Origin of the sequence: Lacticaseibacillus camelliae DSM 22697 = JCM 13995 (assembly GCF_001436615.1) — a bacterium.
Lineage (GTDB): Bacteria > Bacillota > Bacilli > Lactobacillales > Lactobacillaceae > Lacticaseibacillus > Lacticaseibacillus camelliae.
In genome coordinates this window covers 37,677-62,280 of the sequence record NZ_AYZJ01000002.1, presented here as the reverse complement: position 1 = coordinate 62,280, position 24,604 = coordinate 37,677, and the positions used below count along the sequence as shown (strand labels likewise).

Sequence of the window (24,604 nt, the reverse complement as noted above, 5' to 3'; positions counted from 1 at the left end):
CGGCCTTTTGCTACAATGAGGGTAACCACAAACCATTAAGGGGGAATCTTTGTGCTCAAAGAATTCAAGGCCTTCATCATGCGCGGCAACGTACTGGATATGGCCGTCGGGGTCATTATTGGCGGTGCCTTCACCGCAGTCATCACCAGCTTGACGAAGAACCTGATCAACCCACTGATCGGCCTGTTTTTGAAGAGCTCCAGCCTGGCCAAACTCAGTGTGACCGTCGCCGGTGCCACCTTCAGCTACGGCCAGTTTATCAACGACGTCCTCAACTTTCTGATCATCGCCTTTATTGTGTTCCTGCTAGTCCGCGGGGCCAACAAGTTGCTGCCAAAAAAGGCGCCAGCGCCAGCCGGGCCAAGTCAGGAGGAGCTGTTAACGCAGATCCGCGACCTGCTGGCCAAGCAGAAGCAAGACTAAGCGCGCAAACCCACTGATTGCCCGAGTACACCAAAAAGGACCTCACTTCAAAATGAAGTGGGGTCCTTTTTGGCGTTAACTTGCAGGCACCAATCAGTTTACTTGGTGAACCGGTTCTCAAACAGTGGTGACACCGGCTTGTTTTCTTGAATCCGCGTGATGGCGCGGCCGATGAGCGGGCCGACCGAAACGATGGTCAACTTGTCAATTTTCTTGGCTTCCGGCAGGTTGATCGAGTCGGTCACAACGACGCGCTCGATGGCGCTGTTTTGCAGGCGCTCAATGGCCGGGCCAGAGAAGACCGCGTGCGTGGCGGCAACCTGGACCTCGATGGCCCCGGCATCTTTCAGCGCCTGGGCGGCCAGCGTGATGGTGCCGGCCGTGTCAATCATGTCGTCAATGATGATGCAGCGCTTGCCCTTCACGTGGCCGACGATGTTCATGACCTCAGCGACGTTAGGCCGCGGCCGACGCTTATCGATGATGGCGATCGGCGCCTTGAGAAATTCTGCCAGCTTGCGCGCCCGGGTCACGCCGCCGTGATCCGGCGAAACAACGACAGTGTCGGCGTTGGTGTAGCCGTTGCGAATGAAGTAATCCGCCAGCAGCGGTGCGCCCATCAGGTGATCAACGGGAATATCGAAGAAACCTTGAATCTGGGCGGCGTGCAGGTCAAGGGCTAAGACGCTGTTGGCGCCGGCGCGCTCGAGCATGTTGGCCACGAGCTTGGCGGTGATAGGCTCACGAGAACGCGCCTTCCGGTCCTGGCGTGCGTAACCGTAATACGGAATGACGACGTTGATTGTGTGCGCCGAGGCCCGGCGCAGCGCATCGATCATGATAAGCAGCTCCATCAGGTTGTCGTTGACCGGTGCCGAGGTGGATTGGATCAGGTAGATATCGTCCCCCCGGATACTTTCTTCGATGTTGATCTGGATTTCCCCGTCGGAAAAGCGGGTCACCGAGGACTTCCCAAGTTCGACGCCCACCTCAGCGGCAATTTTCTCCGCAAGGGGTTTGTTCGAGTTCAGGGCAAAAATCTTCAATTTTGGATCAGAGTAAGACATGTTTTCCTCCATCAGACTAAAATGACGACAGCGCAGTCAGCTGAATACGTTCTTTACAAGCCGATTATACCAGAACATCCCCGTTAAGGGCGTGCACGACTCACATGTCATCAGATTTTAACCAAACAAAACCAGCCGACTTTCAGAATCAGTCCGCTGGTTTTCACCGCTATTTTCACTTTTCGTGGGCATCGTCGGCGTTCCACTCGCCGTCTTTGGCGAGCGCCGAGCGGTCCCAGAAGTCCGCCTTATTGGTCTGCCGCGCCCGCGCGATGCCCATCGCGTGGTAAGGCACATCATCCGTGATGGTCGAGCCGGCCGCGATGAAGCTGTGATCTGCAACATCGACCGGTGCCACAATGTTGGAGTTGGAACCGATAAAGGCGTGACTCCCAACGTTGGTGTGCCACTTCTTGACCCCGTCGTAGTTGACGAAGACCACGCCGCAACCGACGTTGATGTCTGACCCCAGCGTCGCGTCACCGACATACGTCAGGTGACCGACCTTGGTCCGCGGCCCAATCGTCGCTTTTTTGACCTCGACAAAGTTGCCGAGGTGGACGCCTTCGCCGATGTCCGATTGCGGCCGCAGGTGCGAGTTCGGGCCGATGTTCGACCCTTTGCGCATGATCGAGTCCTCGATTGTTGAGCTGGTGACGGTCACGTCGTCTTCCAGCGTTGCGTCGATCAGCTCGGAGTGCGTGCCGATCTTGCAGCCAGCACCGATTTTGGTGTGCCCTTTCAAATAGACGCCAGGCTCGACAATGGTGTCGGGGCCGATCTCGACGTCGCGGTCGATGTACGTCGTGGCCGGGTCGATCAGCGTGACGCCGTTTTGCATGTGCCGCTTGTTGATCCGGGCCTGCATGACCTTGGTCGCAGCGGCCAGCGCCACGCGGTCGTTGACCCCCATCGATTCGGAAAAATCAGGCATGCGGTAAGCCGCAATGACGTCCCCTTTTGCCTTCATGATCTGAATGACGTCCGGCAGGTAGTACTCGCCCTGCGCGTTGTCGTTTTTGACCTGGTGCAGCGCCGCAAAGAGCTCACGGTTGTCGAAGACGTAAACGCCGGTGTTGATTTCGTCAACCCGGGCCTCTTCCGGGGTGGCGTCCTTTTGTTCGACAATTTTCTGCACCGTGCCGATGTCGCTGCGGATGATTCGGCCGTAGCCGAACGGATCAGGCGCCTGCGCCGTCAAAATGGTGGCGGTGGCACCCTTGTCCTGGTGGTACTCAAAAAGCTTGGTGAACGTGTCTGCCGTGAAGAGCGGCGTGTCACCGGACACAATCAAGGTCATCCCGGCTTCATCGCCGATCAGCGGCTCAGCCTGCAACACCGCGTGTCCGGTACCGAGCTGCTGCTCCTGGACCACGTACTCAGTGCGCGACCCCAGGGCCTTTTCAACCGCCTCAGCGCCGTGGCCGACAATGGTCACGACCTTGTCCGGGTGCGTCTTTTCCACTTCGGTCAGCACATGGTCGACCATTGGTTTGCCGCAGACTTCGTGCAACACTTTATAGAGCTTCGACTTCATTCTGGTGCCCTTTCCGGCCGCCAGAATGAGCGTGAATTTCTTCGTCATGTTGATGCTCCTATCTCATTTTAAGATAACTCAAGCATAGCCCAGCGGCCAACCCATCGCAAATCATATCAATGGCATAGACCGCTTAAGGCCGGCGTTTGCGGCGCGTTCACCCCAGCGCCGTCCACACTTGGGCCCATGCTGCGATCGCCGCGGACTCAAGGTACGGGGCCACACTGGCGCGCGCGCCAGTGCTGAGCTCCTGGCGCAACGCATCATTGTCCAGCAGCTCACTGATGGCGGCGGCCAGCGCGGCGACGTCGCCATTGGGTACTAGTCGGCCATTAATGCCATCGTGCACGAGTTCTTTGGGCCCGTACTCGATCGCGTAGCTGACTGCCGGCACGCCATACGCCAGTCCGTCCTGCAAGCCAATGTTGAACCCCTCATACTTGCTGGAGACGATCAGCATTTGCGCGCTGCGATACACCGGGCCAAGGTCCCTGACGAAACCGCGAAAGTGCACGGTGTCCTCAAGCTTCAGCGCCGCCACCTGGTGCCGCAACTTGTGGTCCTCCTCATACCCTGCCATGGAGGCCCCGTAAATATCCAGCTGAACCGCCGGATGGGTCTTCTTCACTTGGTCGATTGCGTCAATCGTGTCGCCCAACCGTTTCTCTGCAGACAAGCGGGAAATGGCAATCAGATGATTTGCCGGCCGCTCTGCCAGCTTAGTGGTTGCCGGCAGGCTGGCCAGCGGCCGAATCGGAACGGCAAAAATCGGCAAGAGGATCCGCTTGGCCAGCAGGTCCCGCTGACGCTTGGTCGCCGTGAGCACCGCATCAAAGCCATGATCGACTGCCATTTGAACATAGTAGGCGATCTGGCTGTATTCCGGATCATCAGCGTCGACCGTGTGCGAGCTGTGCATCTGCAGCACCCGCCGCGCTGGCACGGTCATGTGGCTGAGCGGCCACACAGCCATTTCGTGGCGGTCGGCAATGAACAGCGCGGCGTGGTCACGGGCCGCAATTTGGTCTAGGAAATAGGCAAACAGGACGTCAAGACTGGTGAAAAAGCGCGTGTTGCCAGTTTTAGAGACCAGCTTCATCCCGCGATTTGCCCAAGTGCCGGCAGCATCCGGGCCATACGCCTCCGTCAGCACCACGGTGCCTTGCCGGGTCAAAAATTCCTGCGTCGTGATGTGACCGGCCGCGTCAAAGAACTGTCGCAAAGACAGCCAGTTGCCATGGTCGTAAAGGTCGCGCTGGTAAAGCGCCCCAAGACTGTTGAAATGCGACACTGCGTCCACCTGGGTCAACGCGTCGTCCAAGTAAGTGATCGTGGCGATGGCCGTGCTGCTTTCCTCGACAAACACGTTTTCCTGTCGGGCATTATCGGCCCGCACCAGCGTGGCCGTGGGAAACTGCAGCCGCGGATTGCTTTGCGGGGCGGCGTCATCGGCAACGTGCTGAAAGAAATCGTACATGTTGAGGTACTGGCGGTCAGTCAGCCCCCGTCCTTTCAAGACGCGGCTCACATGCCGTTCGTAATCCCGCGTGACGATCCGCGCCTTGCGGTCCGCCTGCGCAAACAGCTTGACGCGATTGATCATGACCAGCTCAATGGCGGAAAGCGGCTCCCGCAGCCGGTCGGTGATGAAATAATCCATGATGGGTCTCCTTCTTTATTCAGGCATCGTCAACACTATGGTGCGCCGCTGGCTTGCAGCCGTCAATCGGTGGCCTTAGTCTGCGCCTTGCGCGAAGCAGTGCTGACTTGCTTGGTCCTCGCCCACACGTCGTAGAAATAATGATTGTCGCGGGTGATGACCTCCCAGATAAAATTGGCCAGCAAGAAAAGAAAGGCCGCAAGGAGCAGCGCAAACAGCGCCCAGTTCAGGTCAGTGCGATGAAACTTGGAAAACAGCTCAGCAAACACGGCGTTCAGCCCGACCACGACATACTTGGCGAACCCGTAGAGTAGAAACTCGCGGTACAGGAGCCGCCAAAAGCCCACGGGGCGACCATCTTCGCACACCACGCGGATGCGGACCAAGCGCTTGCCCAGCGTTGCGCCACCCGCCAGCAGCGGGCTCAGGACAAACACCACAAGTGGGGCGAACACCGCGTTGATCAACCACGTTAGCAGCGGACTGGTCAGGTCAAACAGCCTCGCCAGCAGGGTCATGACCAAAACAGTCAGGCCGACCCCCACCACATTATCGATGACAAAGGCCACAAACCGCCGTAACCACGTGACTCTTGCGCCCTGCGCATAACTTTTGCGGTCCATTTCTTCGCGGGTCGGAAAAGCGCGCATCAACGCTGGGGCGAGCAAACCACCAAGCACCCCGCCGGTCGTGTTAATGATCAGATCGTCCACGTCAAACAACCGGTACGGTCGCGGGTAAATCCCGTAAAGCCCTGACAGCTGTGTCAGCTCAAAGAACAAGCTAAGGCCAAACGTCATCACCATCACCTGCGGCAGACTGCGCTTGAAATAATACCGCAGGTAAACCCCAAACGGCAGCGTCAACACGAGATTGAACGCCGGTTGAATGAAGCCGGGCTGCCTGAGCGCGACCAGCCACGTCCCTGGGTGAAACGGTGAAAATACCGTCGTGGCCAAGAATGTTCGCAGCGCGCTGAAAGGGACCAAGTTATACCGCGGCGTGGTCAGTGCCGCGACACTGGCCCGGCTCGGCAGGGGCAGCATGATCATGAAGTACGCCGCCAGCAGGTAGAACACGAAACTGTACAGCACCACTGCCCGCCAGAACAGGAAACTGCCGTACTTGCGATATTGTCCGACCATAAATGGCAACGACACAAAAAGTGCGATGAACGGAAACGCGATCACCTCACTTTTAATGGGAATCAGATAAGCACTCATTTTTTCAGTGCGTGCAGGCGGTCTTGATTTTGTGCGAGGTAGTTGCCCGCGATGGCGTGCAGCGTGTTGGCCTTGGTGTCGACCTCGTCGACCCGGATCAAGCTGGTGTAATCCGTCACCATCCGGTCGCCGGAGAAGTTGCCTTCAGCAAAGACAGAGATGCCGACCAGCTCCGCATCGAACTCCTTGATCAGGCTCCGCATGCCGTTGACGGTGCCGCCGCCCTTCATGAAGTCGTCGACGATCAAAACGTGCGAGCCGGCAGGCAGGCTGCGCTTGGACAGCTCCATCTTCTCGATCCGCGCCGAGCTGGCCGACACATAGTTGACCGACACGGTCGAGCCTTCGGTGATCTTGCTGTCGCGCCGCACAATCACGAACGGCACGTCGAGGTACTGACTGACGCTTTGCGCGATTGGAATGCCCTTGGTGGCCACTGTCATCACGGCGTCAACCTTCGCGTCCAGGTACTGGGTCGCGATCAGCCGGCCAATCTGCCGCAGGACGTCCGGCGTTCCCAGCAGGTCGGAAAGGTAAACGTAGCCGCCTGGCAGCAGCCGGTCTGTTTCGGACAGCCGGTGGGACATTTCAGTGATGAACGCCTCTGCCTCTTCCTCGCCAATGGTGGGAATGAACCGGACGCCGCCAGCCGCTCCGGGGACAGTTTCAAGAATCCCCGTTTGCCGGTTGGCAAACACGCGCCGCACGATTGCCAGATCCTCAGAAATCGAGGACTTAGCGGAATCGTACCGCTTGGAAAAATAGGTGAGCGGCACTAAAGTATGCGGCCGCTCTAACAGATACCGGGTCATGTCGATCAACCGGTCACTACGCCGAACTTTTGTCATGAGTAATCTCCTTGAACTCCGAATATTTGGATTATCGCACCGAATTTGGTACCAATCCTCAACATTATATGGGATTTTGGCCTAAATTCCTAGCTTTATTAGAAAATAGTTCCGAACGTTCGCCTAATTCCAATAATTAGGCGTTGAAACGGGAATTTGATGCAATTCTCTCCGGGTTAGATTAGAATGATCATTAGATAGAAAGGACGTGAGCATTTGCTATTCTCACTAGATCATGTCGGGTTCAAGACTGAAAACCGCGCCATCCTGAAGGACATCAGTTTCACCGTCAACGAAGGCGAATACGTGACCTTCTCCGGTCCCTCAGGCTCCGGCAAAAGCACGCTGCTGCGCCTGCTGGCCACTCTGCTGACCCCGACCAGTGGGACCATTTTGTACCGCGACCAGCCGCAGAGCAGCACCCCCAAGGTCGAGTACCGCCGCAAGGTCTCGTACTGCTTCCAGCAGCCAAGCCTGTTTGGCGACTCGGTCCGCGACAATCTGGCCTTCCCGTTTACGCTGCGCGACCTGCCGTTTGACGCGGCAAGGGCCACCGCCGCCCTCAAGCAGGTCGACCTGCCGGCCAGCATGCTGGATAAGCCCATCAAGGAACTCTCCGGCGGCGAAAAGCAGCGCGTTGCCCTGATCCGCAACCTGCTGTTCACCCCAGAGGTGATCCTGCTTGACGAGGTGACGACAGGCCTGGACACCGCCACCAAGGACATCGTCCACCAGCTGATTGAAGACAAGAACCTGCATCAAGGGCTCAGCGTGCTCGCGGTGACCCATGACGAAAGCGAAATTGCCGTTGCCCACCGGCTGATCACAATCACCGCCGGCAGAATGGAGGCCGAACATGAATAATCTCATTGTCAGTCCGACAGCACTGGCCTTTGCGGTCGTGCTTGTCATCATCGCCTTGCTCGTTAATTTCAAGGAGCACATCGGCCTCGAAAAGGATATGATTGTCGGGGTGATCCGGGCCGTGATCCAGCTTACCGTGGTCGGCTACGTGTTGACGTACATCATCAAGGTCGACCGGCCGGCGTTGACGCTGCTCATGGTGGCCATCATCATCCTGAACGCGGCGTGGAACGCGCGCGGGCGGGCCAACGGCATCCCCTACGCATTTTGGATCTCCCTTTTGGCGATCAGCGTGGCGACCATTACGACAATCGCACTGCTGGTCGTGGCCCATGCCGTCAAGTTCACGCCGAGCCAGATCGTGCCGATTTCCGGCATGATCGCCTCTAACGCGATGGTGGCCATTGGGCTGTGCTACCGCAACCTGAACGCGTCGTTTCACGACCAGCGCCAGGCCGTGCTGGAGCGCCTGGCGCTAGGCGCCGACGCCAAACTGGCCACGCTCGACATCGTGCGCAACGCCATCAAAACAGGCATGGCGCCGACCATTGACTCGGCGAAAACGGTGGGGCTGGTCAGCCTGCCAGGCATGATGTCCGGCCTGATTTTCGCCGGCATCGATCCCAGCAAGGCCATCATGTACCAGATCATGGTCACCTTCATGCTGCTGGCGGCGACCAGTCTGGCCAGTGTCATCGCCTGCTACTGCGCCTATCCGCAGTTCTTCAATGAGGACCTGCAGCTGCGGTAACCAGGCTTTCTGCAATCAGTCACGACTTGAGAAGGAGAACAATTGGCAATCGAAATTAAGCGCATCACTGAGGACAATGAGGCGGCCCTGCGCCTTCCGAACCAGCCGTTCAAGCGTTTTGGCAGGCTGCTGGTCACTTATACGGAAGCCGGCTGGCAGCACCAGGAGCAGCTCAGCGCCGAAGTGGCCGAGCAGACCTTTCCCGAGGAAAATTATCAGCTGCAAGACATCGACGCGGTGGGGTTCGCCCTGGGCGCGTTCACGGATGGGCAGTGCGTGGCACTGGCGACGTTTGAGTACGACTTTCACTTTAACCGGTACCTGTACCTAGCCGACCTCAAAGTGAATCAGGCCTTTCGGCGCCAAGGCATTGCCGTGCAGCTGCTGCAAGCCGCTGAGCCCATTGCGAAAGCCCACGGCAAGCGTGGCCTTTGCACCATCGCGCAAGGGTCCAACCTAGGCGCGAACCGGTTTTACCTGGCCGCTGGCTTTTGCATCGGCGGGCTCAACACCAACGACTACCGGTTCACGTCGCAAGAAGGGGACACGGACATCTACTACTATCGGGAATTCTAGCCCACGCCAAAAGCCGGCAGCTGCACGCAATTGTGCAACTGCCGGCTTACTTTGGCCCAAATTAATCCTGCAGCGCTAGGCCGTCCGCGTCCAGCACCTCAATGTGCTGGCGCCCGCTTTGCCGAATCAGGCCGGCGTCCTCAAAGCTCGCCAGCTTGCGACTGATGGTTTCAGGCGTGGTGCCTAAGTACTGCGCGAGGTCCTTTTTCTTGAGCGGCAGGTCAAAGCTTGGCTTGCCGATGGCCCCAGCCGTTTCGACCAGATAGTTCGCCAACCGCTCGGAAACGCTGGCCACCGCCTGGGCCGTGGTTTTGGCCTCCAGCGCGACCACCCGGCGGCCCAGCGCGTTCAGCACGTTCAACGCCAGGGCCGGGGTGCTTTTAAGCAGCGCCTGAAAATCGCGCTGGCTGATGGTGCAAACGGACAGTGGTGTCAGGGCCGTTGCAGTGGTGGTGTGCTCGCCCTTGGTGAACAGGACGCCTTCCCCGTCAAAATCTCCTGCGCCCAGTACCCGCAGCAGCTGCTCGCGGCCCGCCGCGGTACTTTGCGTGACCTTCGCCTGCCCGTGCGCCAGGATGTACAGCCGGTCAGCCGCTGTCCCTTCCGTGAACAAAAAGTCGCCGGCCTTCAGCGTCTGATCACGGACCAGCTTGGCGATGGACGTAATGTCACCCTCGGCCAGTGTTTGAAAAATCGGAACGAGCCGCACACAGTCCTCTGCTTCGTGCTGATGCATGATTGATTTCCCCCTTCGCTCAGTTTCCTGACGCCATCCCCGACAGACCTACTGGTGTAGATCAGCCTCATGAGTACCTTTTTGGTGCTCTGAGGTAAGCCTACCAGCTCAGCCAGTCATTTAACTTGATTTGCGTCAAGTTGACCCCAGTCGATTGCCACTAGCCATTCAGTACGGGTTATCCCCAGCCTGGAGCGGCAGATAATCCCCGTATTCGACCTGAATCGTCACGTGGGCAATATCAAACGTGTGGCGCAGCTTGTGGCCGAGTTCTTCCAAGAATTGGTCGTTGTTGACATCGGTCTTCCGCGTGATGTGCACCGTCAGCGCCACGTCAGTCGTGCTCAGCGCCCAAATGTGCAGGTCGTGACAGCTGGCCACTGTGGGATACGCGTTGATCAAGGCGCGCACTTTTTCAGTGTCGATGGCCTTGGGCACAGCGGCCATCGCCAAGTTGACGGCGTCTTTCAGCAGCCCCCATGTCCCAACCAGGACCACCAGCGCCACGAGGATCGAGACGACCGGATCCAGCCACTCCCAGCCGGTCAAGAGGTACATGCCGCCGGCGATCACGACGCCTAAAGAAACTCCGGCGTCTGCTGCCATGTGCATGAACGCCCCGCGAATGTTGAGATCGCGCTGCTGGCCGGCATGAAACAACATCGCCGTGGCGCCGTTGACCAGGATTCCCACGCCGGCAATCAGCATGACGATGCCACCTTTGGTCGGCTCAGGGGTGGCCAGGCGCTGCAGGGCTTCAACAATGATGGCGCCCATTGCGATCAAAAGAAACACCGCGTTGAGCAGGGCCGCCATGATCGACGAGCTTTTGTAGCCGTATGTCCGCTGCGAAGTCGGCTTCAGCAGCGTCAACCAGCTGGCAAACCAGGCGATGCACAGCCCCAGCACATCGCTTAAGTTATGCAGCGCATCGGCGACCAGCGCAATCGACCCAATAGCCAGCCCAAAGCCGACTTCGGCAATAATGTAAAGCGAATTGAAGAAAATTCCCCAGCGAAACGCGTGATTTGGTTTCGGTTGTGTCATCCTAATTCCTCCCGTGCGCGCGGCCCAAGTAGTGCAACCGGTTAGCTCCATTGTCGGCTTCCGGATTTTCAAAGTCAACCAAAGTCCCGTCGTACCGGCGTTTATCGGGAATCGTTACGGATAAAAAAAGACGTCTCAAGACGTCTACTGCAGCGGCCGCACCAGGTACACCTCCCGGCAAAAGCCCTTCATGCTGTTGTAAATGCGGTGGGCCCGACTCCGCTTGCGGCACAAGCCAAACACCGTCGGCCCACTGCCGGACATCTGAGCCACCGCCGCGCCGTAGCGCAGCAGGCGCTGCTGAAGCGCCAAGATTTCCGGGTGCCGGGCCGCAGTGACCGCCTCCAAGGAATTGGCCATGCCGGCGGTCATCAGCTCAAAATCACCACTTTTGACCCCTTCAACCACCTTGGCGGTATCCGGCCTTGGCATCGGCCGGGTGTAATCGATGGCGCGCAAAATGCTGGCGGTCGACACGGAAATACTGGGCTTGGCCAAAATGACCCAGCAGTCAGGGCGCTGATTCAGCGGAGTGACCTGATCCCCGCGCCCCTGCACCAAGGCGGTTTGCGAGTAAACGCAGTAGGGCACGTCCGAGTCCACCGCAAGCCCCACCTGCGCCAAGCGCGCCAGCGGCCAGTGAAGGTCCCACAGCTCATTCAACCCGCGCAGCACCGCGGCGGCATCAGATGAGCCGCCGCCCAGCCCCGCGGCCACCGGAATATGTTTTTCCAGCTGAATGGCCGCGCCTTGGCGCATGCCGGCCGCGGTCTGCAGCGCCAGGGCGGCCTGGTACGCCAAATTACGCGGATCTTCAGGAAGAAACCCGCTGTCGGTTGCCACTGTGATGGTGCGGCTTGGCTTGATGCGCACGTAATCAGCAAGATCAACCGACGTCATTACCATTTCCCACTCGTGGGCCCCATCACGGTGCTGAAAAAGGGCGTCTAAACTGAGATTGATCTTGGCTGGGGCCTTCTGGATCAGTTCCATGGTCAACCACCAGTCTCTACATGTTTTGCCTAATTATACCGGTTTACCGCGTGAATTCATACGCTAGTCCGCCAAGTCGCGGTCCAAAATCACGACCGGCTGAGACTGATCGGCACTGAGCTGCGCGCGCCCTTCACCCACCGGCTTAAACCCGACTTGCTGCCAGAACTGCAGCGCCGCCGGGTTGGCGGTGTGTACTGCGACCCGCATGCGGCCGTATCCCTGCCGCTGAAACTGTTTGGCAAACCCGTCAACCGCTCGCCGGCCCAGCCCTTGGCGCTGGTGTGCGGCATCGATCATCAAAAGGCCAATGTACACTGTTTGCGGCTCGGGGTAGCCGTTCAGCCGGTCCATCACCCCAACTGGCGTGCTATTGATCAGCAGCAACCCGTAGTGTTTCTGGGTCTCACTCACGTCGGCCGGATACGCCTCAGCATCTTCCCGGACCATTTGTAGCGTGGGCGCTTTCTGCCCGGTCAGCGTAAAGTAGCTGGGATTACTCTGGTAAATTTTAAGCGCGGTTTGGCGGTCTTGCGGCGTGCGCACAGCGTGAAATTTGAACATGACGGTCCTCCTGATCAGTGATCATTCCTCATCAATCGCGGTAACAAAAAAGCCGCAGGCAGCGGCTGGTTTGCTTTTATGAAGCTTGCTCTTCATCATCAAATGTGATTTGAATCGATTTGGTGAGGAGGTCAGCATAACTGTACGAAACACGTTCAAACGAGTTTTCCTTCTGGTCTAGGGCGACCACGAAAACGACTGGATAAGTTTCCTTCAGCGTGCCTTTGCGGCGGATCACTTTTTTGCGGCCCGCTTGTGCGACAACGGTCAAATTCTCCCCGATTTTTGCGTCGAGTTGCTGCTTGATGCTTGCTAATGTAATTGGCATGCACTTCACCCCTTAGTGAACATCTTAGCAGATTTGCAAGAAATTTGCAATTATACCATTACAAAAGGGTGTAGACAAGCGGCAAATATTGAAAAACGTGCAAATTTTCCCGATTAGGTCATGCTTACAGCCCGTTCGCCTTTAGCGCTTCCGCCAAGGCGGCAAACTGTGGGATGCTGAGCGTCTCGGCGCGTGCACTGGGGGTCACCTGAACGGCGTCAAGTGCAGAAGTCAGCTTGGCCTTTGTGGCGTCATCCTTGCCAAATAAATTGGTGAGATTATTCCACAGCGTTTTGCGGCGCGCCGCAAAGCTGCCTTTGACTAGCCGATCGAACGCCGCCTGGTCGCTAATCTCAACCAAAGGCGTCGTGCGCTTGGTCAGATTGACAATGGCAGAATCGACGTTAGGGGCCGGCACAAAAGCCGTCCGGCTGACCGTGAAGGCGACTTCAACGTTCATGCGCTGCTGAACGCCGATGGTCAGGCTGCCATAGTCCTTACTGCTGGGAGCGGCGGTCAACCGGTCCGCGACCTCTTTTTGCATCATGACGGTAATGTCATCAAACGTCACTGGGGCCTCGATGAGGTGCATCAGGATCGGGGTCGTGATGTAGTACGGGAGGTTTGCAATTACCTTCAATTGGTGCTGACCATCAAAGTGCTCGGCAATCAGCCCTGGCAAGTCCGCCTTCAGCACATCCGCCTCGACCACGCTGACGTTCGGGTACGGCGCCATGGTCTCGGCAAGCACCGGCAACAACCGCGGGTCGATTTCCAGCGCCAGCACTTGGTGCGCGCTTTCAGCCAAGAATTCCGTCAAGGCCCCGATGCCGGGACCGATCTCGATCACGTCATCGGCAGCACTCGTCCCCCCAGCCGCCACGATCCGCTGCAGCACCTTGGGGTTGGTCAGAAAATTCTGGCCAAGGCGCTTCTTAAACCGAAAACCGTGGCGCTGCAGAATCTCTTTTGTCCTGCTGGGCGTTGCAATGTACTCGTGTTCAGGCATGCGGTACCTCCTTGTTCAACTCTTTCAGCGCCGTCGCAAACGCGGACTCGCTGATTTCAAATAGCGCGAGGCGCTTTTGCAGTTGCTTACCGTTGGTGTACCCAATGTGCAACAAATCCCCCAGCCGCTCTCGCCGCGCCCGCGCGTTGGGCCCGCCAAGTAAGCCGGCCGCAAACAGGATCTCCCGCGAGATCACCGGTGTCGCATCGGGCTTTTCAGTGACCAAGTGGGCAAGGGCTTCCTTCAGTGCGGCAGGACTGGCGTGCTCGACCCCGAGTGACCCCTTGTGGTCTGGCACTGCCTCTTTGACCGGCAGAAACGCGTGCGTCACGCCTGGCACTGCAGCACTGATGGTCTTGCGAATTTTTTCGCCCGGAAAATCTGGGTCGGTCAGCACGATCACCCCGCGCGTGGCCTGGGCCTTTTTAATGAGGGCTAACGTGGCCTGATCAATGGCACTGCCGCGCGTTTCAATGGTATCGATTGGACCGAACGTCTCAGTCAGGCGCTTGGTGTCGTCGCGGCCCTCGACCACGATGATTTGTTTAAAAGCGGTCATTCTGTCTCCTTCAAGCCGAAGATTCGGTGGGCGTTGGCCCAGGTCAAAGCGGCAATGTGTTCCGGCGTGTCGTCGCGGTACTTGGCCTCGGCTTCCACCACATAGCGGGTGTACGCCGGCTGGTTCTGACGGCCGCGGTAAGGCGTTGGCGTCAGGTAAGGCGCGTCAGTTTCCGCCAGCAGCCGGTCGTCCGGGACCACCCGGACGCTGGCGTGCTCCAGCGGCGCATTTTTAAAGCTGACAATGCCCGAGTACGAGATGTACATGCCAAGGTCCAGAAACCTCCGGGCCCACTCGGCATCCCCGGTGAAGCTGTGCATGATGCCACCGAAATCGCCAACGTGGGCCTCTTTCAAGATTGGATAACTGTCCTCAAAGGCATCGCGCGAGTGGATCGACACCGGTAGATGCAGCTCACGCGCAATCGCCAGCTGGCGGCGAAAAACGCGGCGCTGGATCTCGCGCGGGCTGTTGTCCCAGTGATAGTCCAGGCCAATTTCACCAAGCGCAATGGTTTTAGGCGCAGCCAGCTGCGCCTCAAGCAGCTTTTCCGCCGCTTGGTCGTAGTCCTTGCTGTCATCAGGGTGCCAGCCGACAATGGCGTAAAGGTGCTCAAACTGCTCAGAAAGTCGCATCGTTCCTGCGTTCAGCGCCGCATTCGAGCCAACAATCGCCATTTTCTCGACGCCAAGCCGTTTGGCCGCCTCGACGTATTCGGCCTCTTTGCCCGCGTAGGGCGTATCGTTCAGATGGGTGTGCGTATCAAAAATTTGCATAGTTTCTCCTTAGATGTCGCAATTCATTATACGCAGGCCGACTGGTTTCCACAAACCGCCCCAGAAAACTTTTTGTAACGGCACGGCGCAGCTGGCGTACACTGAATTTAAACTCAACCCTGGGGGGATCATTATGTCTGTGAAAATTACGCTGGGTCAATTCAACCACCTGAAGGCCTTGTCCAACCAGCAGCTCGTGCTGACGGCTACGACCGAACGGACCGCCACTAGTGGCCGGCTGGTCACCTACGACGGCGACACCGATGCGGACGGCCTGCCGAGTTTGCAAGCAGATCTTAGTGCGCTGCGCATCGCTGAAACTGGTGGCGACGGGGTGCTGCTGCACCTCACCTATTTGGCCAATGACGATGAAGTGATCAACGACCGCAAAAAGACCTTGGTGGAACGCGTGGGTGCTGAGGCCAAGGCGAATCACCTGCCGCTTGTCCTGGCGCTGGCGATTCCCAAAACTGCCGTTCCCGCCCCGGAAGCGGTCATCGCCATGACGCGCGAGTTCAGCGATCCCCGCTACAACGCCTCAGTGCTCACTCTACCGACACCGGTGCCGCTCAGCCACGTTGACGGCTTCACCAAAACACCGGCCACGCCGACCTACGACCGCGCCCAAGCCGCAGCCCTTTTTAAGCAGCAAAGTGCCGCGACTGACCTGCCCTTGGTGGTCGACGCCACCGGGCTGCGGGCGGCTGACGCGGCGGCAGTGCTGAACTTTGCGCATGATAGCGGCGAAGAAGTCAATGGCCTGCTTGCCTCACCAAGCGTGCTGACCGCGCTCGCCAAGCCGCTTTCAAAAGTTGCCACGCCCTGGACCGCCAAGGTTGAAGTTGAAGATTAGCAAAACTATCACCGGGACGCCTTCGCGTGCCGGTTTTTTGCTGCCAGGTAAAAAAACGCCACCCATTCGGCGACGTTTCAAAATGACCAACTCAACTGATCAAGCTCCCGTTTTCAATGGCTGCGTCAACTTGAAGCAGCGTCACCTTGCCGTTGTTGTCTTCCGACGACAGCAGCATGCCCTCGCTCATTTCGCCCTTCAGCTTGCGCGGCTTGAGGTTGACGACGGCCAGCACCTTCTTACCCACCAACTGCTTAAAGTCTGGGTAGTATTCGGCGATCCCAGACAGGATCTGCTGCGTGCCTTCATCCCCGGCATCCAGCGTGAACTTGAGGAGCTTATCGGCGTTCTTGACCTTTTCGACGTTCAAAATCTCGGCAACGCGGATCTCAGACTTATCGAACTGCTTCCATTCGATTTCGCCCTTGCGCGTCTTTTCGTCGACCGTGGCCGCCTTCTTCGGCGGCTGCATCTGAGACTTGATGTAGGCGACTTCTTTTTCTGCGTCAAGCCGCGGGAAAATCGGCGTGCCTTGTTCAACGACCTTGTTGCCAGCCGGCAGGTGGCCCCACTCAAGGGTCTCCTGCTCATCGATTGCCGGGTCCAGCCCCAGCTGCTCAAACATTTGCTTTGGTGCGTGTGTCATAACGGGCTGAATCAGCAGCGCAATGATCCGCAGGCTTTCGGCCAAGTGACCCATGACGGAATCAAGCTGCTTCTTGGTCGCCGGCGTCTTCGCCAAGTTCCAGGGTTCGGTTTCGTCGATGTACTTGTTGGCGCGGGCCACCAGCTTCCAGGCCGCATCCAGCGCGTCTGAGAACTGCAGATTGTCCATCAAGTCTCCATACTTGGCAATGGCATCCTTGGCCACTTTTTCCAAATCGGCGTCGAACTTGGTCGGCTCGGTTTGCGTCAGGTCCGGCAAAACCCCGTCTTCATACTTGTTGATCATGGCGACTGTCCGGTTGAGCAAGTTGCCCAAGTCGTTGGCCAAATCAAAGTTGATCCGGTCGATAAAGTCCTCCGGGGTAAAGATCCCGTCGTTACCGAACGGAATGGCGCGCATCAGATAGTAGCGCAAGGCGTCCAGGCCGTAGCGCTTGACGATCATCTCCGGGTAAATGGCATTCCCCTTCGACTTGCTCATCTTGCCGTCCTTCATGACCAGCCAGCCGTGGCCGTATATCTTCTTCGGCAGCGGCAGGTCAAGCGCAAACAGGATGATTGGCCAATAGATGGTATGGAAGCGAACAATTTCCTTACCGATCAGCTGGACATCGGCCGGCCAGTACTTGTCAAACAGGTCGTGGTTCGCCGAGCCGTAGCCCAAGGCGGTAATGTAGTTGAGCAGCGCATCGACCCACACGTATACCACGTGCTTCGGGTCGCTGGGGATCGGGACGCCCCAGTTGAAGCTGGTGCGGCTCATCGCCAGGTCTTCCAGACCCGGCTTGATGAAGTTGTTGATCATTTCGGTCTTACGACTGGCCGGCTGGATAAAGTCAGGGTGCTCGTCGTAGTACTTGAGCAGGCGATCCGTGTACTTGCTCATCTTGAAGAAGTAGCTGGGCTCGTGGACCAGCTTGACTTCGTGACCGGATGGCGCCTTGCCGCCGATGACCTTGCCGTCTTTGTCGCGGTAGACTTCGGCCAGCTGCGACTCGGTGAAGTACTCCTCGTCTTCCACGGAATACCAGCCGGTATACTCACCCAGGTAAACGTCACCCTGCTTGATCAAGCGCTCAACGATTTTCTGGACCGCCGCCACGTGTTCCTTGTCGGTGGTGCGAATGAATTTGTCGTTGGTGATCTCAAGCATTTTCCACAGCTGCTTGATTTGGGCCGCCATGCCGTCGACGTAAGCCTGCGGGGTAATGCCCAACGCATCAGCCTTTTGTTCGATTTTCAGACCGTGTTCATCGGTGCCGGTCAGGAAGAAAACGTCGTAGCCGGTCAGACGCTTGTAACGCGCCAGCACATCGGCCGCGATCGTCGTGTACGCGTTGCCGATGTGAAGCTTACCAGATGGATAGTAAATCGGCGTGGTCACATAAAAAGTGGGTTTTGACATTGAAAGAGCCTCCTGAAAAAGTCACCCGGCGAAATGGCGCCGAATGCTCGTATGCCATCCAGTATAGCATTTAGGCGAAAATCCCGTTAGAACAAATCCAGCTGGCGCGGCCCCAGGCCCTGGTAGTGCAGCCCTAAAAGTTGGATGAATTGCTGCGCGTTGGCCGAAGCGTCGTGGTGGCCATTATTATTGAAAATCACGATCACCTGCTTAGAGCGGTCGGCCAGCTGCTGCGCGACCGCGCCCAATGCCTGCAGTTCTTCCTGGGAATAGCGGTAGTTGGTACGCTCGCTGCGCCACTGCGCCCCGCCGCGCTGCCAACCGGCGACGTTCCGCCCGTGCAGGCGCATAATTGTAAGTACCGGGTTCGTTGGCTCGGCCACCAGTGGCACGCTGCCGGCAGGCGTCTGGGGCTCATCCACCACAACGTGTACAAAGTTTAATTCCCGCAGTAAAAGCAGCGTTTCAGCCTGATACTCCGGCAGATACCAGCCGGCATTGCGAAATTCAACGGCAACAGGCAGGTCAGGGTAAAGCTGGCGAATGCGGTGCAGGACCCGGATATTGGTCGGACTGACACCAAAATACGGCGGCAATTGAAACAGCACCGCCGCCAGCTGGCCCGAAGCCTGCATTGGGGCCAGCGCCCGCTTCAGCGCCATGAACTCGGCTCCGGCATCGCGCGGCGCATCGACCTTATGCCCGGACATCGCTGCGGTGGCCTTCACCACGAACCGAAAAGTGGCCGGCACCTGGCTGAGCCAGCGGTGCACGACTTGTTCGCTGGGCACATGGTAATAGGTCGTATCAAGCTCGACCACCGGAAACGCTGTCGAAAGGTCGGCCAGACTGCTGACGCGGCCACTAGCCAGATCCGGGTGATCTGCCACCGCCGTCAGCCCGACGCTAATCATCGCTGACTGCCTTCAGCCCGAGGAACCGCTCGCCTTCAAAATCCGACCGCAGCGTCACGTTTTCGCCGCCCTCAAAGTACGGCAGCATCGCGCCCAAGTCTGGGACCAAGCCCAGGTTGTCCGGTGCTTTAAGCCACGCCGGATCCATCGCGGCCACGATTCCCTCGCGCGTTTGCATCGGCAGCGTCAACTCCTGGCCGGTTTGCGCCTTAAACAGAAACAGGTCGCCTAACAGCTTTCCATCGACATACCAGTGCACCAGACCACACGCCTGAAACAGGTCCGCCGGCAGGACCAGCCCACACTCTTCGTGAAACTCTCGAGCCATCCCCTCACGCGGCGTTTCGCCGGGTTCCACCTTGCCGCCCAGCCCGTTCCACAGGCCACGGTACGGCGGCTTGGCGCGGTTGATCAGGACCACGCCGGTTTTGGTGGTCACTAGGCCCACGGTTAACTGCTTTGTCATGCGATCACTCCTATAATTTGCTGAACACCGCCACCGCGTCGCCGACGACCATGTGGGCGCCAGCCGGCAGCGCAATGGGCTCGCGGTTGACCGCCGCCAGCACTGCCCCGGGTTTGGCATAGCCGATCAGGCCGGCGAACGGATAGACCTGAAAACTGGTGCCGACTACCACCAAGAGATCGGCCCGACTGATCGCCGCGATTGCCCGTTCGACCACATCCGGATTGATTGGCTCGCCGTAAAGCACGATCCCAGGCCGCAGGATCCCCCCGTCTTGCGCGTGGACATCCGCTTTCAAATAAGTCTGATAATCAAAATGCTGACCGCACTTTTGACAGAAAATGTTGTACAGATTGCCGTGAAACTCGATGACGTGCTTGGCCCCACCTTTTTGGTGCAAGCCATCGACGTTTTGCGTCACGATGGCGCCTTTCCGGTTAGTGATCGCGGCCATTTTCTCGTGGATCACATTGGGTTTGGCGTCTGGATAATACATTTTCTTGACGACCCAGTCGTGAAAGGCTTCATGGTGATCTCGCAGGTTCTCATCCGAGAGCGCCTCTTCCGGGCTCGCCAGATCCGAGTAGAGCCCGCCCTTGCTGCGATAATCCGGAATGCCGGACGCGGTCGAAACGCCCGCCCCAGTCATGAACGTCACAAACTGGGCGTCATCAATTGCTTGTTTCAAATCAAACATGCTGACTCTCCTTTAGTCGCGGATCGCGTAGTCCACCTGATACTGCAGCAGCACCGTTTTCAGCGGGGTCTGGTACAGCTGCTGGAAGCCTTCTGAGGACAGGTCAGCCAGCGGCAGGACAAACGCATTCTGCTGATCGCCCTTGCCCATGGCCACGTACGCCCGCTTCTTGGTGGCGCGGTCCGTCATCTCGCTGTGCAAGATCTCGTATGTTTGGCTCAAGGTCAGCCGCAGCTGACGCTCCGACAGGATAGGCGGCAGGGTGGCAAACTCACCGTTGGCTGTTTCCTGAAAGCCATGCTTTTGCAGGATCTGGTCGAATTGGCGCCAGATTCGTACAACCATCCGGCGAAAATCAAACGGGGTGGCAACACTTTTGGACATCAGCGTGGCGTACAGGTCCTGCGCCAGCGGCAGCGCATCCGGATAGTTGACCTTCCAGTAGTTCAGTTGGCCCTTGCTGCCGCCTTCAAACATCACCAGTGCATCGAGCAGCGTCATCACGCAGTACACCAACTGATCCGGCCGCGGGTCCTCCGGCAGCGAAGCCGTGACCCCGGCCCCCAGCTGCTTCATCATTTCCGCGGTGAGAATGCCCATTTTGGCCTGCTCGGCGCGGATTTGCACGTGCATCACGGAGTCGTAAAGCGAGGTGCCGACCGCAAAGAACTGCTGGTCGACGTCCGGATCACCGGTCGCCAGGCGGTACTGCAGCGGCGGAAACCCGGTCGTGACCAGCTTCATGTGCAGCAGTTCATGGCTCAGCGTGTAATCCACATTAGTGGTGTCGCTCACTTTCAGCTCCAGGTGCCCATTTGCCAGCAGCTTCTGGGCGGACTGGGTGTGCGTCAGCACCCCGGACGTCGGCCCGTCGATTACCACGTCCACCGGCATGGTGTAATGCTTTTTGACGTCGTCTAGCAATAGCTGTGTCTGTTCGTTCATGTCGTTTCCACCTAAAAAGTGGTCAGATGCGGCTGGTGGCCCTGGTACATGGCTAACTGCGAAAACCCAGCCGAGCGAATAAGGGCTTTGGCCTCAGCGAACCCAGTGAGAAATTTATCCGCCGTGTGGGCGTCAGAGCCCAGCGTGACCAGCGCGCCGCCGGCCTCGCGATACCAGGGCAGGACCAGCTCGTACAGCTCGGCGTTGCCCCACTGGTACATGGACTTCGTGTTCACCTCAAAGGCCAGCTGCCGCTTCACGATCAAGGCCAAAATGGCCTGCAGCTGCGGCTTGGCCCAGGCTTCCAGTTGCGCCGGCGTCACGTCCAAGATCCGCAGGCCGTAGTCAAAATGTGCCAGCACATCGCCAAACGGTGCGGCCTTCAGCCCGGCGAGCATGCGGTCGTAGTAAGTCTGCACATGCCGTTTCAGGTCGACCTGCTTAAAGTGCGGATCCTGATAGTCATACTGGCCGTCGTGATGAAAGCTCAGCAGCACCAGGTCAAAGTCCTGCGCCTGCAGATAGCGCTGCAGGTCTGCCTGGCGCGGCGCAAAGTACCCGCACTCGATCCCCCGCAACAACCGGTTTGGGTAGCGGCGTTTTAATTCCTGCAGCTTGGCCGTGTAGGCGGCTTGGTCTGGTGCATCATCGCCGCCGTTATCATCTGGATTGCTCAGTTCCAAGTGCTCGGTCGTGATGAACGGCTGCGAGGTTTTTCGCAGGTAATCTTCAAACTGCGCCTGTGAGTCAAACGAAAAGTAGGTGTGAACATGCTGGTCATATTCCATTGTAAGCCTGTCCTCCCGGTTCGTGTTACTCTTAAGTTAACGCTAACAGGAGGCGAAAAACAATGAAAGTCACAGTCCCAACAATAAAGGGTTACCTCGCCGATCAGTACGGGAAGTATGCCGAACCAGCAGACATGCACAAGGGCACGCCGACGCGCAGTTTCCCCATCGAAATCAGCGATGCCCCTGCCGGCACTCAAACTTTTGCCCTGCAATTGATCGACTTCGATGCCGTGCCGGTTTCCGGTTTTCCCTGGATCCACTGGACCGCAGCGAACATCCCCAAAGGCACCACCCTGATTCCAGACAACGCCAGCCACCAAGGCACGCTCAAAATGGTTCAGGGCCACAACTCAACGTCCGGCCACCTGATCGGCAGCACCGACCCCGTCACCGCCACCGGCTACGTGGGCCCACAGCCGCCCAACGCCGACCACGCCTACACACTGACGGTCTTCGCCTTGGACACCGTGCTCGACCTGAAGGACGGCTACTGGCTGTCCGACCTGCGGCACGCGATGCAAGGCCACATCCTGGCGCAAGTCAGCTGCGACCTGTGGTCCCGCCAGTAAGTTCTGGAAATAGTGAGAAACCGCTTTCTTTTGTGCTACAATTAACCTAATCAAACAGAAGAGGGTGGTTGGATGTCTCGCAATGTGATCTTGTACCTTACCGAAAGTTTGGACGGCTTCATCGCCGAACCCAACGGCAGCACCGAATGGCTCCGCAAGCTAAACTCTAACGCGGGCGATGATGCCTACCAAGGCTTCTACCAAAATGTGGACACCGTGCTCATGGGCCGCAAAACCTACCAGCGCGCACTGAAGCTGGCCGGCACGTATCCGTACCAGGACAAGGAGTCCTACGTCTTTTCGACCACGCTGCACGACACAGACGACCCCACCACGGTGGTCGCCGGCAACATCCCTGAATTTGTCCGCCAGCTCAAGGCAAAAAAAGGCGGCGACATTTGGCTGGTCGGTGGCGCGGATATTTTCACCGAGCTGCTCAAAGCCGACTTGATCGATAAGTTGACCATCACCATCGCGCCAGTACTGCTGGGCGATGGTATCAGCCTCGTGTCGACCAACCTCAAGGACGTGCCACTGAAGTTGGAGACAACCATTCAGCACGACCAGGTCGTCACGTTGACCTACCAGGTTTGCAAGAAACCGCTCGAATAAGCATGACCAGCCCCTGCCAGCGCAGGGGCTTTTTGCGCCCACAGGCACTGGAGAGTATACTTGGGGTTCCGTGATGGGAGGCGGCAAATGATAACCGATAAGTTGAACGAACCCTGGGATCTTTATGACCGGCATTTTCACATCGTTGGCGCCCAGCTGCGCAAAGATCCGGTGCCGCATGGCCTGTTTCACCTGACCGTGGCAATCTTAGTCTTTGATGGCACCGGCCAACTGCTAGTGCAGCGGCGGAGCCCACACAAGCTGCACCGACCGGGCCGCTGGGACCTGGCTGCCGGCGGGTCCGCACTGCGCGGGGAAACCGGCGCCCAGGCGGCGGCCCGCGAGCTGCACGAGGAACTCGGTCTCACTGCCGACTTCAGCCACCAATCGCCGGTCGCGACCCTGTGGCACGCGTCTTGGGTCGAGGTCGTGTACCAGGTCACGATTCCGCGGCTGACGGTGCGCCAGCTTACCTTGCAGGCCACAGAAGTAGCCGAAGTGGCGCTTTTGCCGATTTCCGAGGCCACTGCCCGCTTGACCGGCAGCAGTACCAACTGGACCGCAGTGGTGCAGCAGGCCCTGCAAGACTAAAAATCGCCTCACGGTTGCACAGTTTCGTGCAAGACCGTGAGGCGATTTTGATTTACCTAGCTGAACAGGCTTTGAATCCAGTCGCCTAGCGTCTGGAAGAAGTTGACAATGCTGTCCCAAATCTTTTGCAGGAAGTTGCGGTTCTCCGGCGTGTCCAAGTTCTTCAGCTTGCCGAACAGACCCTTGGCACTGCTTTGAATGCTGGACGCCAGCTGATTGGCCTGCGCCTTAAAGTCGTTGCTCTTCAGCGCACCGGAATCTTGGATCTTCACCAACAAGTTGATGATCTGCGTGCGCTGGTTGTTGTTGATGATCTGCGTCAGATTGTTCTGCTTCAGCTGGCTGTCAACAATGTTGCCGATTTGGTTCTGCGACAGCGTTTGGCTGCCATTGTTGCTTTGGCTGGCCATCTGGGACTTCATGCCGGCGACGGCGTTGTTCAGCTGCTTGTCGGAATAGCCGTTTTGGCCTTTGTTGGCCTGCGTGATGCCAGACAGCGTGTTGACCTCATCCTGGGCCGCCGAAATTTGCGCCGAGTTCAGGGTCTGCCCGTTTTGAGCGAAGGCCGCGTACACGCCGGCCAAGGCGCCGGAACCGTCGATTTTCACCGCGCTGGTAATGAAAATGTTGGCGTTGGTGACGCCAGCGGTAATCGCCGCGTTGCGGTACTGGTCAGCCGTGATGGTCGTGATGTTATTGACCCCATTGTAGTCCACGATTTGGACGTTAATGCCGCCACTGCTGGTTTTCTGCACTAAGGCACTAGACCAGACGCCGGAGCTGGCGGTGAACGACGAGCCAGCCGGGTTCAGGTACTTCACCAGCGTGCTGCCGTTGACGGTCAGCTGAGACACATCCGTCACGTTGGCGGCCTTTTCCAAAGTGCTCAGCGTACCAGACTTTTGATCTGGCGTCAGGGAGACGCCCAGCGTCGCCACCGGTGTCCATGTCTCATCGGCGTGCACCGACGTGCCGTGGTTGATGCCGATGCCCAGCGCCAGTGCCGCTGCGGCAGCAAGTGCAAGTAACCATTTTTTCATGATAATTGCTCCATTCGTGATTGATAGCTTATTTATACCAAAAGCCGACCCGATGCACGCGCATTTGGTCGGCTTTTAAGTAAAGCTTTGGCAA

The 24,604-nt window shown here is 58.0% G+C and carries 28 protein-coding genes; 8 read left to right on the top strand and 20 right to left on the bottom strand.

The window, feature by feature from the left end:
- The first annotated feature begins 51 nt into the window (after positions 1-51).
- Entirely contained in the window at positions 52-423 is a 372-nt protein-coding gene (mscL, locus tag FC75_RS00350; RefSeq protein ID WP_054661931.1) for a large-conductance mechanosensitive channel protein MscL, read from the top strand.
- Between the two features lie 98 nt (positions 424-521).
- Here mscL and FC75_RS00345 read toward each other — a convergent pair whose 3' ends face one another.
- From FC75_RS00345 to purR, 5 genes are all read right to left on the bottom strand, one after another.
- The gene (locus FC75_RS00345) at positions 522-1,490 is read right to left on the bottom strand and encodes a ribose-phosphate diphosphokinase (RefSeq protein WP_156314282.1); all 969 of its coding nucleotides are present in this window, start codon (positions 1,488-1,490) and stop codon (positions 522-524) included.
- Positions 1,491-1,665: 175 nt separating this feature from the next.
- Positions 1,666-3,075, bottom strand: coding sequence for a bifunctional UDP-N-acetylglucosamine diphosphorylase/glucosamine-1-phosphate N-acetyltransferase GlmU (glmU, locus tag FC75_RS00340; RefSeq protein ID WP_054661925.1), 1,410 nt, complete (start codon positions 3,073-3,075; stop codon positions 1,666-1,668).
- 109 nt (positions 3,076-3,184) lie between these two features.
- Positions 3,185-4,687, bottom strand: a complete 1,503-nt coding sequence (locus FC75_RS00335; RefSeq protein WP_054661922.1) for a glycosyltransferase — start codon at positions 4,685-4,687, stop codon at positions 3,185-3,187.
- Between the two features lie 62 nt (positions 4,688-4,749).
- Positions 4,750-5,910, bottom strand: coding sequence for a VanZ family protein (locus tag FC75_RS00330; RefSeq protein ID WP_056988702.1), 1,161 nt, complete (start codon positions 5,908-5,910; stop codon positions 4,750-4,752).
- Complete coding sequence (gene purR / locus FC75_RS00325; RefSeq protein WP_056988700.1) at positions 5,907-6,758, bottom strand: pur operon repressor; 852 nt, start codon at positions 6,756-6,758, stop codon at positions 5,907-5,909. Before purR ends, FC75_RS00330 begins: the two co-directional genes overlap by 4 nt.
- Before the next feature lie 216 nt (positions 6,759-6,974).
- On the opposite strand from purR, the gene FC75_RS00320 reads away from it, so the two are divergent.
- From FC75_RS00320 to FC75_RS00310, 3 genes are read left to right on the top strand one after another with little or no spacing between them, the layout of a single operon-like run.
- Positions 6,975-7,622 carry an ABC transporter ATP-binding protein gene (locus FC75_RS00320; protein WP_054661916.1) on the top strand — a complete coding sequence of 216 codons (648 nt, stop codon included), beginning with the start codon at positions 6,975-6,977 and terminating at the stop codon, positions 7,620-7,622.
- Complete coding sequence (locus FC75_RS00315; RefSeq protein ID WP_054661913.1) at positions 7,615-8,373, top strand: ABC transporter permease; 759 nt, start codon at positions 7,615-7,617, stop codon at positions 8,371-8,373. Before FC75_RS00320 ends, FC75_RS00315 begins: the two co-directional genes overlap by 8 nt.
- 42 nt (positions 8,374-8,415) lie before the next feature.
- On the top strand, positions 8,416-8,949 hold the full coding sequence (locus FC75_RS00310) for a GNAT family N-acetyltransferase (RefSeq protein WP_235808679.1): 534 nt from the start codon (positions 8,416-8,418) through the stop codon (positions 8,947-8,949).
- 61 nt (positions 8,950-9,010) lie between these two features.
- Here the strand turns inward: FC75_RS00310 and FC75_RS00305 are convergent, their stop codons facing one another.
- The 8 genes from FC75_RS00305 to FC75_RS00270 all read right to left on the bottom strand — a co-directional run bounded on the left by FC75_RS00305 (position 9,011) and on the right by FC75_RS00270 (position 14,961).
- On the bottom strand, positions 9,011-9,685 hold the full coding sequence (locus FC75_RS00305; protein WP_082397669.1) for a Crp/Fnr family transcriptional regulator: 675 nt from the start codon (positions 9,683-9,685) through the stop codon (positions 9,011-9,013).
- A 168-nt stretch (positions 9,686-9,853) separates the two neighbouring features.
- Entirely contained in the window at positions 9,854-10,732 is an 879-nt protein-coding gene (locus FC75_RS00300) for a cation diffusion facilitator family transporter (RefSeq protein ID WP_054661907.1), read from the bottom strand.
- A 144-nt stretch (positions 10,733-10,876) separates the two neighbouring features.
- Entirely contained in the window at positions 10,877-11,725 is an 849-nt protein-coding gene (ispE, locus tag FC75_RS00295) for a 4-(cytidine 5'-diphospho)-2-C-methyl-D-erythritol kinase (protein WP_056988698.1), read from the bottom strand.
- 63 nt (positions 11,726-11,788) lie between these two features.
- Positions 11,789-12,289: a GNAT family N-acetyltransferase gene (locus FC75_RS00290; RefSeq protein WP_054661904.1), complete on the bottom strand. Its 501-nt coding sequence runs from the start codon at positions 12,287-12,289 to the stop codon at positions 11,789-11,791.
- Positions 12,290-12,365: 76 nt separating this feature from the next.
- Positions 12,366-12,617: a Veg family protein gene (locus tag FC75_RS00285; protein ID WP_054661901.1), complete on the bottom strand. Its 252-nt coding sequence runs from the start codon at positions 12,615-12,617 to the stop codon at positions 12,366-12,368.
- 124 nt (positions 12,618-12,741) lie between these two features.
- Positions 12,742-13,626, bottom strand: coding sequence for a 16S rRNA (adenine(1518)-N(6)/adenine(1519)-N(6))-dimethyltransferase RsmA (rsmA, locus tag FC75_RS00280; RefSeq protein ID WP_056988696.1), 885 nt, complete (start codon positions 13,624-13,626; stop codon positions 12,742-12,744).
- Positions 13,619-14,185, bottom strand: coding sequence for a ribonuclease M5 (rnmV, locus tag FC75_RS00275; RefSeq protein WP_054661898.1), 567 nt, complete (start codon positions 14,183-14,185; stop codon positions 13,619-13,621). The genes rsmA and rnmV overlap by 8 nt, the downstream gene beginning before the upstream one ends.
- On the bottom strand, positions 14,182-14,961 hold the full coding sequence (locus FC75_RS00270) for a TatD family hydrolase (RefSeq protein WP_056988694.1): 780 nt from the start codon (positions 14,959-14,961) through the stop codon (positions 14,182-14,184). Before FC75_RS00270 ends, rnmV begins: the two co-directional genes overlap by 4 nt.
- A 133-nt stretch (positions 14,962-15,094) precedes the next feature.
- Here FC75_RS00270 and FC75_RS00265 point away from each other — a divergent pair, with 133 nt between their 5' ends.
- Positions 15,095-15,814 (top strand): beta/alpha barrel domain-containing protein, encoded by a 720-nt coding sequence (locus FC75_RS00265; RefSeq protein ID WP_056988693.1) that lies wholly within the window; start codon positions 15,095-15,097, stop codon positions 15,812-15,814.
- A gap of 91 nt (positions 15,815-15,905) precedes the next feature.
- Here FC75_RS00265 and metG read toward each other — a convergent pair whose 3' ends face one another.
- The 6 genes from metG to FC75_RS00235 form a co-directional block, all read right to left on the bottom strand.
- Positions 15,906-17,885: a methionine--tRNA ligase gene (gene metG, locus FC75_RS00260; protein ID WP_056988691.1), complete on the bottom strand. Its 1,980-nt coding sequence runs from the start codon at positions 17,883-17,885 to the stop codon at positions 15,906-15,908.
- 86 nt (positions 17,886-17,971) lie between these two features.
- A complete protein-coding gene (locus FC75_RS00255) occupies positions 17,972-18,799 on the bottom strand; it encodes a DUF72 domain-containing protein (protein WP_054661892.1) in 828 nt (275 codons plus the stop codon).
- Positions 18,792-19,265 carry an NUDIX domain-containing protein gene (locus FC75_RS00250; protein WP_054661889.1) on the bottom strand — a complete coding sequence of 158 codons (474 nt, stop codon included), beginning with the start codon at positions 19,263-19,265 and terminating at the stop codon, positions 18,792-18,794. The genes FC75_RS00255 and FC75_RS00250 overlap by 8 nt, the downstream gene beginning before the upstream one ends.
- Before the next feature lie 10 nt (positions 19,266-19,275).
- Entirely contained in the window at positions 19,276-19,962 is a 687-nt protein-coding gene (locus FC75_RS00245; RefSeq protein WP_054661886.1) for an NAD-dependent protein deacylase, read from the bottom strand.
- Between the two features lie 12 nt (positions 19,963-19,974).
- Positions 19,975-20,907, bottom strand: coding sequence for a hypothetical protein (locus FC75_RS00240; protein WP_054661883.1), 933 nt, complete (start codon positions 20,905-20,907; stop codon positions 19,975-19,977).
- A gap of 11 nt (positions 20,908-20,918) precedes the next feature.
- On the bottom strand, positions 20,919-21,695 hold the full coding sequence (locus tag FC75_RS00235) for a PHP domain-containing protein (RefSeq protein WP_054661880.1): 777 nt from the start codon (positions 21,693-21,695) through the stop codon (positions 20,919-20,921).
- Positions 21,696-21,757: 62 nt separating this feature from the next.
- Between FC75_RS00235 and FC75_RS00230 the strand changes: the two genes are divergently transcribed.
- From FC75_RS00230 to FC75_RS00220, 3 genes are all read left to right on the top strand, one after another.
- Positions 21,758-22,267: a YbhB/YbcL family Raf kinase inhibitor-like protein gene (locus tag FC75_RS00230; protein WP_056988689.1), complete on the top strand. Its 510-nt coding sequence runs from the start codon at positions 21,758-21,760 to the stop codon at positions 22,265-22,267.
- A 72-nt stretch (positions 22,268-22,339) separates the two neighbouring features.
- The gene (locus tag FC75_RS00225; protein ID WP_056988687.1) at positions 22,340-22,879 is read left to right on the top strand and encodes a dihydrofolate reductase family protein; all 540 of its coding nucleotides are present in this window, start codon (positions 22,340-22,342) and stop codon (positions 22,877-22,879) included.
- An 87-nt stretch (positions 22,880-22,966) separates the two neighbouring features.
- The gene (locus FC75_RS00220) at positions 22,967-23,470 is read left to right on the top strand and encodes an NUDIX hydrolase (RefSeq protein ID WP_056988685.1); all 504 of its coding nucleotides are present in this window, start codon (positions 22,967-22,969) and stop codon (positions 23,468-23,470) included.
- 56 nt (positions 23,471-23,526) lie between these two features.
- Here FC75_RS00220 and FC75_RS00215 read toward each other — a convergent pair whose 3' ends face one another.
- Positions 23,527-24,510 (bottom strand): DUF1002 domain-containing protein, encoded by a 984-nt coding sequence (locus FC75_RS00215; RefSeq protein ID WP_056988683.1) that lies wholly within the window; start codon positions 24,508-24,510, stop codon positions 23,527-23,529.
- Positions 24,511-24,604: the final 94 nt, after the last annotated feature.

Excerpts from the sequence above, each read along its gene's own strand:
- FC75_RS00345 (WP_156314282.1), bottom strand. The coding sequence starts at position 1,490 with ATGTCTTACTCTGATCCAAAATTGAAGATTTTTGCCCTGAACTCGAAC.
- glmU (WP_054661925.1), bottom strand. The coding sequence starts at position 3,075 with ATGACGAAGAAATTCACGCTCATTCTGGCGGCCGGAAAGGGCACCAGA.
- FC75_RS00335 (WP_054661922.1), bottom strand. The coding sequence starts at position 4,687 with ATGGATTATTTCATCACCGACCGGCTGCGGGAGCCGCTTTCCGCCATT.
- FC75_RS00330 (WP_056988702.1), bottom strand. The coding sequence starts at position 5,910 with ATGAGTGCTTATCTGATTCCCATTAAAAGTGAGGTGATCGCGTTTCCG.
- purR (WP_056988700.1), bottom strand. The coding sequence starts at position 6,758 with ATGACAAAAGTTCGGCGTAGTGACCGGTTGATCGACATGACCCGGTAT.
- FC75_RS00315 (WP_054661913.1), top strand. The coding sequence starts at position 7,615 with ATGAATAATCTCATTGTCAGTCCGACAGCACTGGCCTTTGCGGTCGTG.
- FC75_RS00305 (WP_082397669.1), bottom strand. The coding sequence starts at position 9,685 with ATGCATCAGCACGAAGCAGAGGACTGTGTGCGGCTCGTTCCGATTTTT.
- FC75_RS00300 (WP_054661907.1), bottom strand. The coding sequence starts at position 10,732 with ATGACACAACCGAAACCAAATCACGCGTTTCGCTGGGGAATTTTCTTC.
- ispE (WP_056988698.1), bottom strand. The coding sequence starts at position 11,725 with ATGGAACTGATCCAGAAGGCCCCAGCCAAGATCAATCTCAGTTTAGAC.
- FC75_RS00290 (WP_054661904.1), bottom strand. The coding sequence starts at position 12,289 with ATGTTCAAATTTCACGCTGTGCGCACGCCGCAAGACCGCCAAACCGCG.
- FC75_RS00285 (WP_054661901.1), bottom strand. The coding sequence starts at position 12,617 with ATGCCAATTACATTAGCAAGCATCAAGCAGCAACTCGACGCAAAAATC.
- rsmA (WP_056988696.1), bottom strand. The coding sequence starts at position 13,626 with ATGCCTGAACACGAGTACATTGCAACGCCCAGCAGGACAAAAGAGATT.
- rnmV (WP_054661898.1), bottom strand. The coding sequence starts at position 14,185 with ATGACCGCTTTTAAACAAATCATCGTGGTCGAGGGCCGCGACGACACC.
- FC75_RS00270 (WP_056988694.1), bottom strand. The coding sequence starts at position 14,961 with ATGCAAATTTTTGATACGCACACCCATCTGAACGATACGCCCTACGCG.
- FC75_RS00265 (WP_056988693.1), top strand. The coding sequence starts at position 15,095 with ATGTCTGTGAAAATTACGCTGGGTCAATTCAACCACCTGAAGGCCTTG.
- metG (WP_056988691.1), bottom strand. The coding sequence starts at position 17,885 with ATGTCAAAACCCACTTTTTATGTGACCACGCCGATTTACTATCCATCT.
- FC75_RS00255 (WP_054661892.1), bottom strand. The coding sequence starts at position 18,799 with ATGATTAGCGTCGGGCTGACGGCGGTGGCAGATCACCCGGATCTGGCT.
- FC75_RS00250 (WP_054661889.1), bottom strand. The coding sequence starts at position 19,265 with ATGACAAAGCAGTTAACCGTGGGCCTAGTGACCACCAAAACCGGCGTG.
- FC75_RS00245 (WP_054661886.1), bottom strand. The coding sequence starts at position 19,962 with ATGTTTGATTTGAAACAAGCAATTGATGACGCCCAGTTTGTGACGTTC.
- FC75_RS00240 (WP_054661883.1), bottom strand. The coding sequence starts at position 20,907 with ATGAACGAACAGACACAGCTATTGCTAGACGACGTCAAAAAGCATTAC.
- FC75_RS00235 (WP_054661880.1), bottom strand. The coding sequence starts at position 21,695 with ATGGAATATGACCAGCATGTTCACACCTACTTTTCGTTTGACTCACAG.
- FC75_RS00230 (WP_056988689.1), top strand. The coding sequence starts at position 21,758 with ATGAAAGTCACAGTCCCAACAATAAAGGGTTACCTCGCCGATCAGTAC.
- FC75_RS00225 (WP_056988687.1), top strand. The coding sequence starts at position 22,340 with ATGTCTCGCAATGTGATCTTGTACCTTACCGAAAGTTTGGACGGCTTC.
- FC75_RS00220 (WP_056988685.1), top strand. The coding sequence starts at position 22,967 with ATGATAACCGATAAGTTGAACGAACCCTGGGATCTTTATGACCGGCAT.
- FC75_RS00215 (WP_056988683.1), bottom strand. The coding sequence starts at position 24,510 with ATGAAAAAATGGTTACTTGCACTTGCTGCCGCAGCGGCACTGGCGCTG.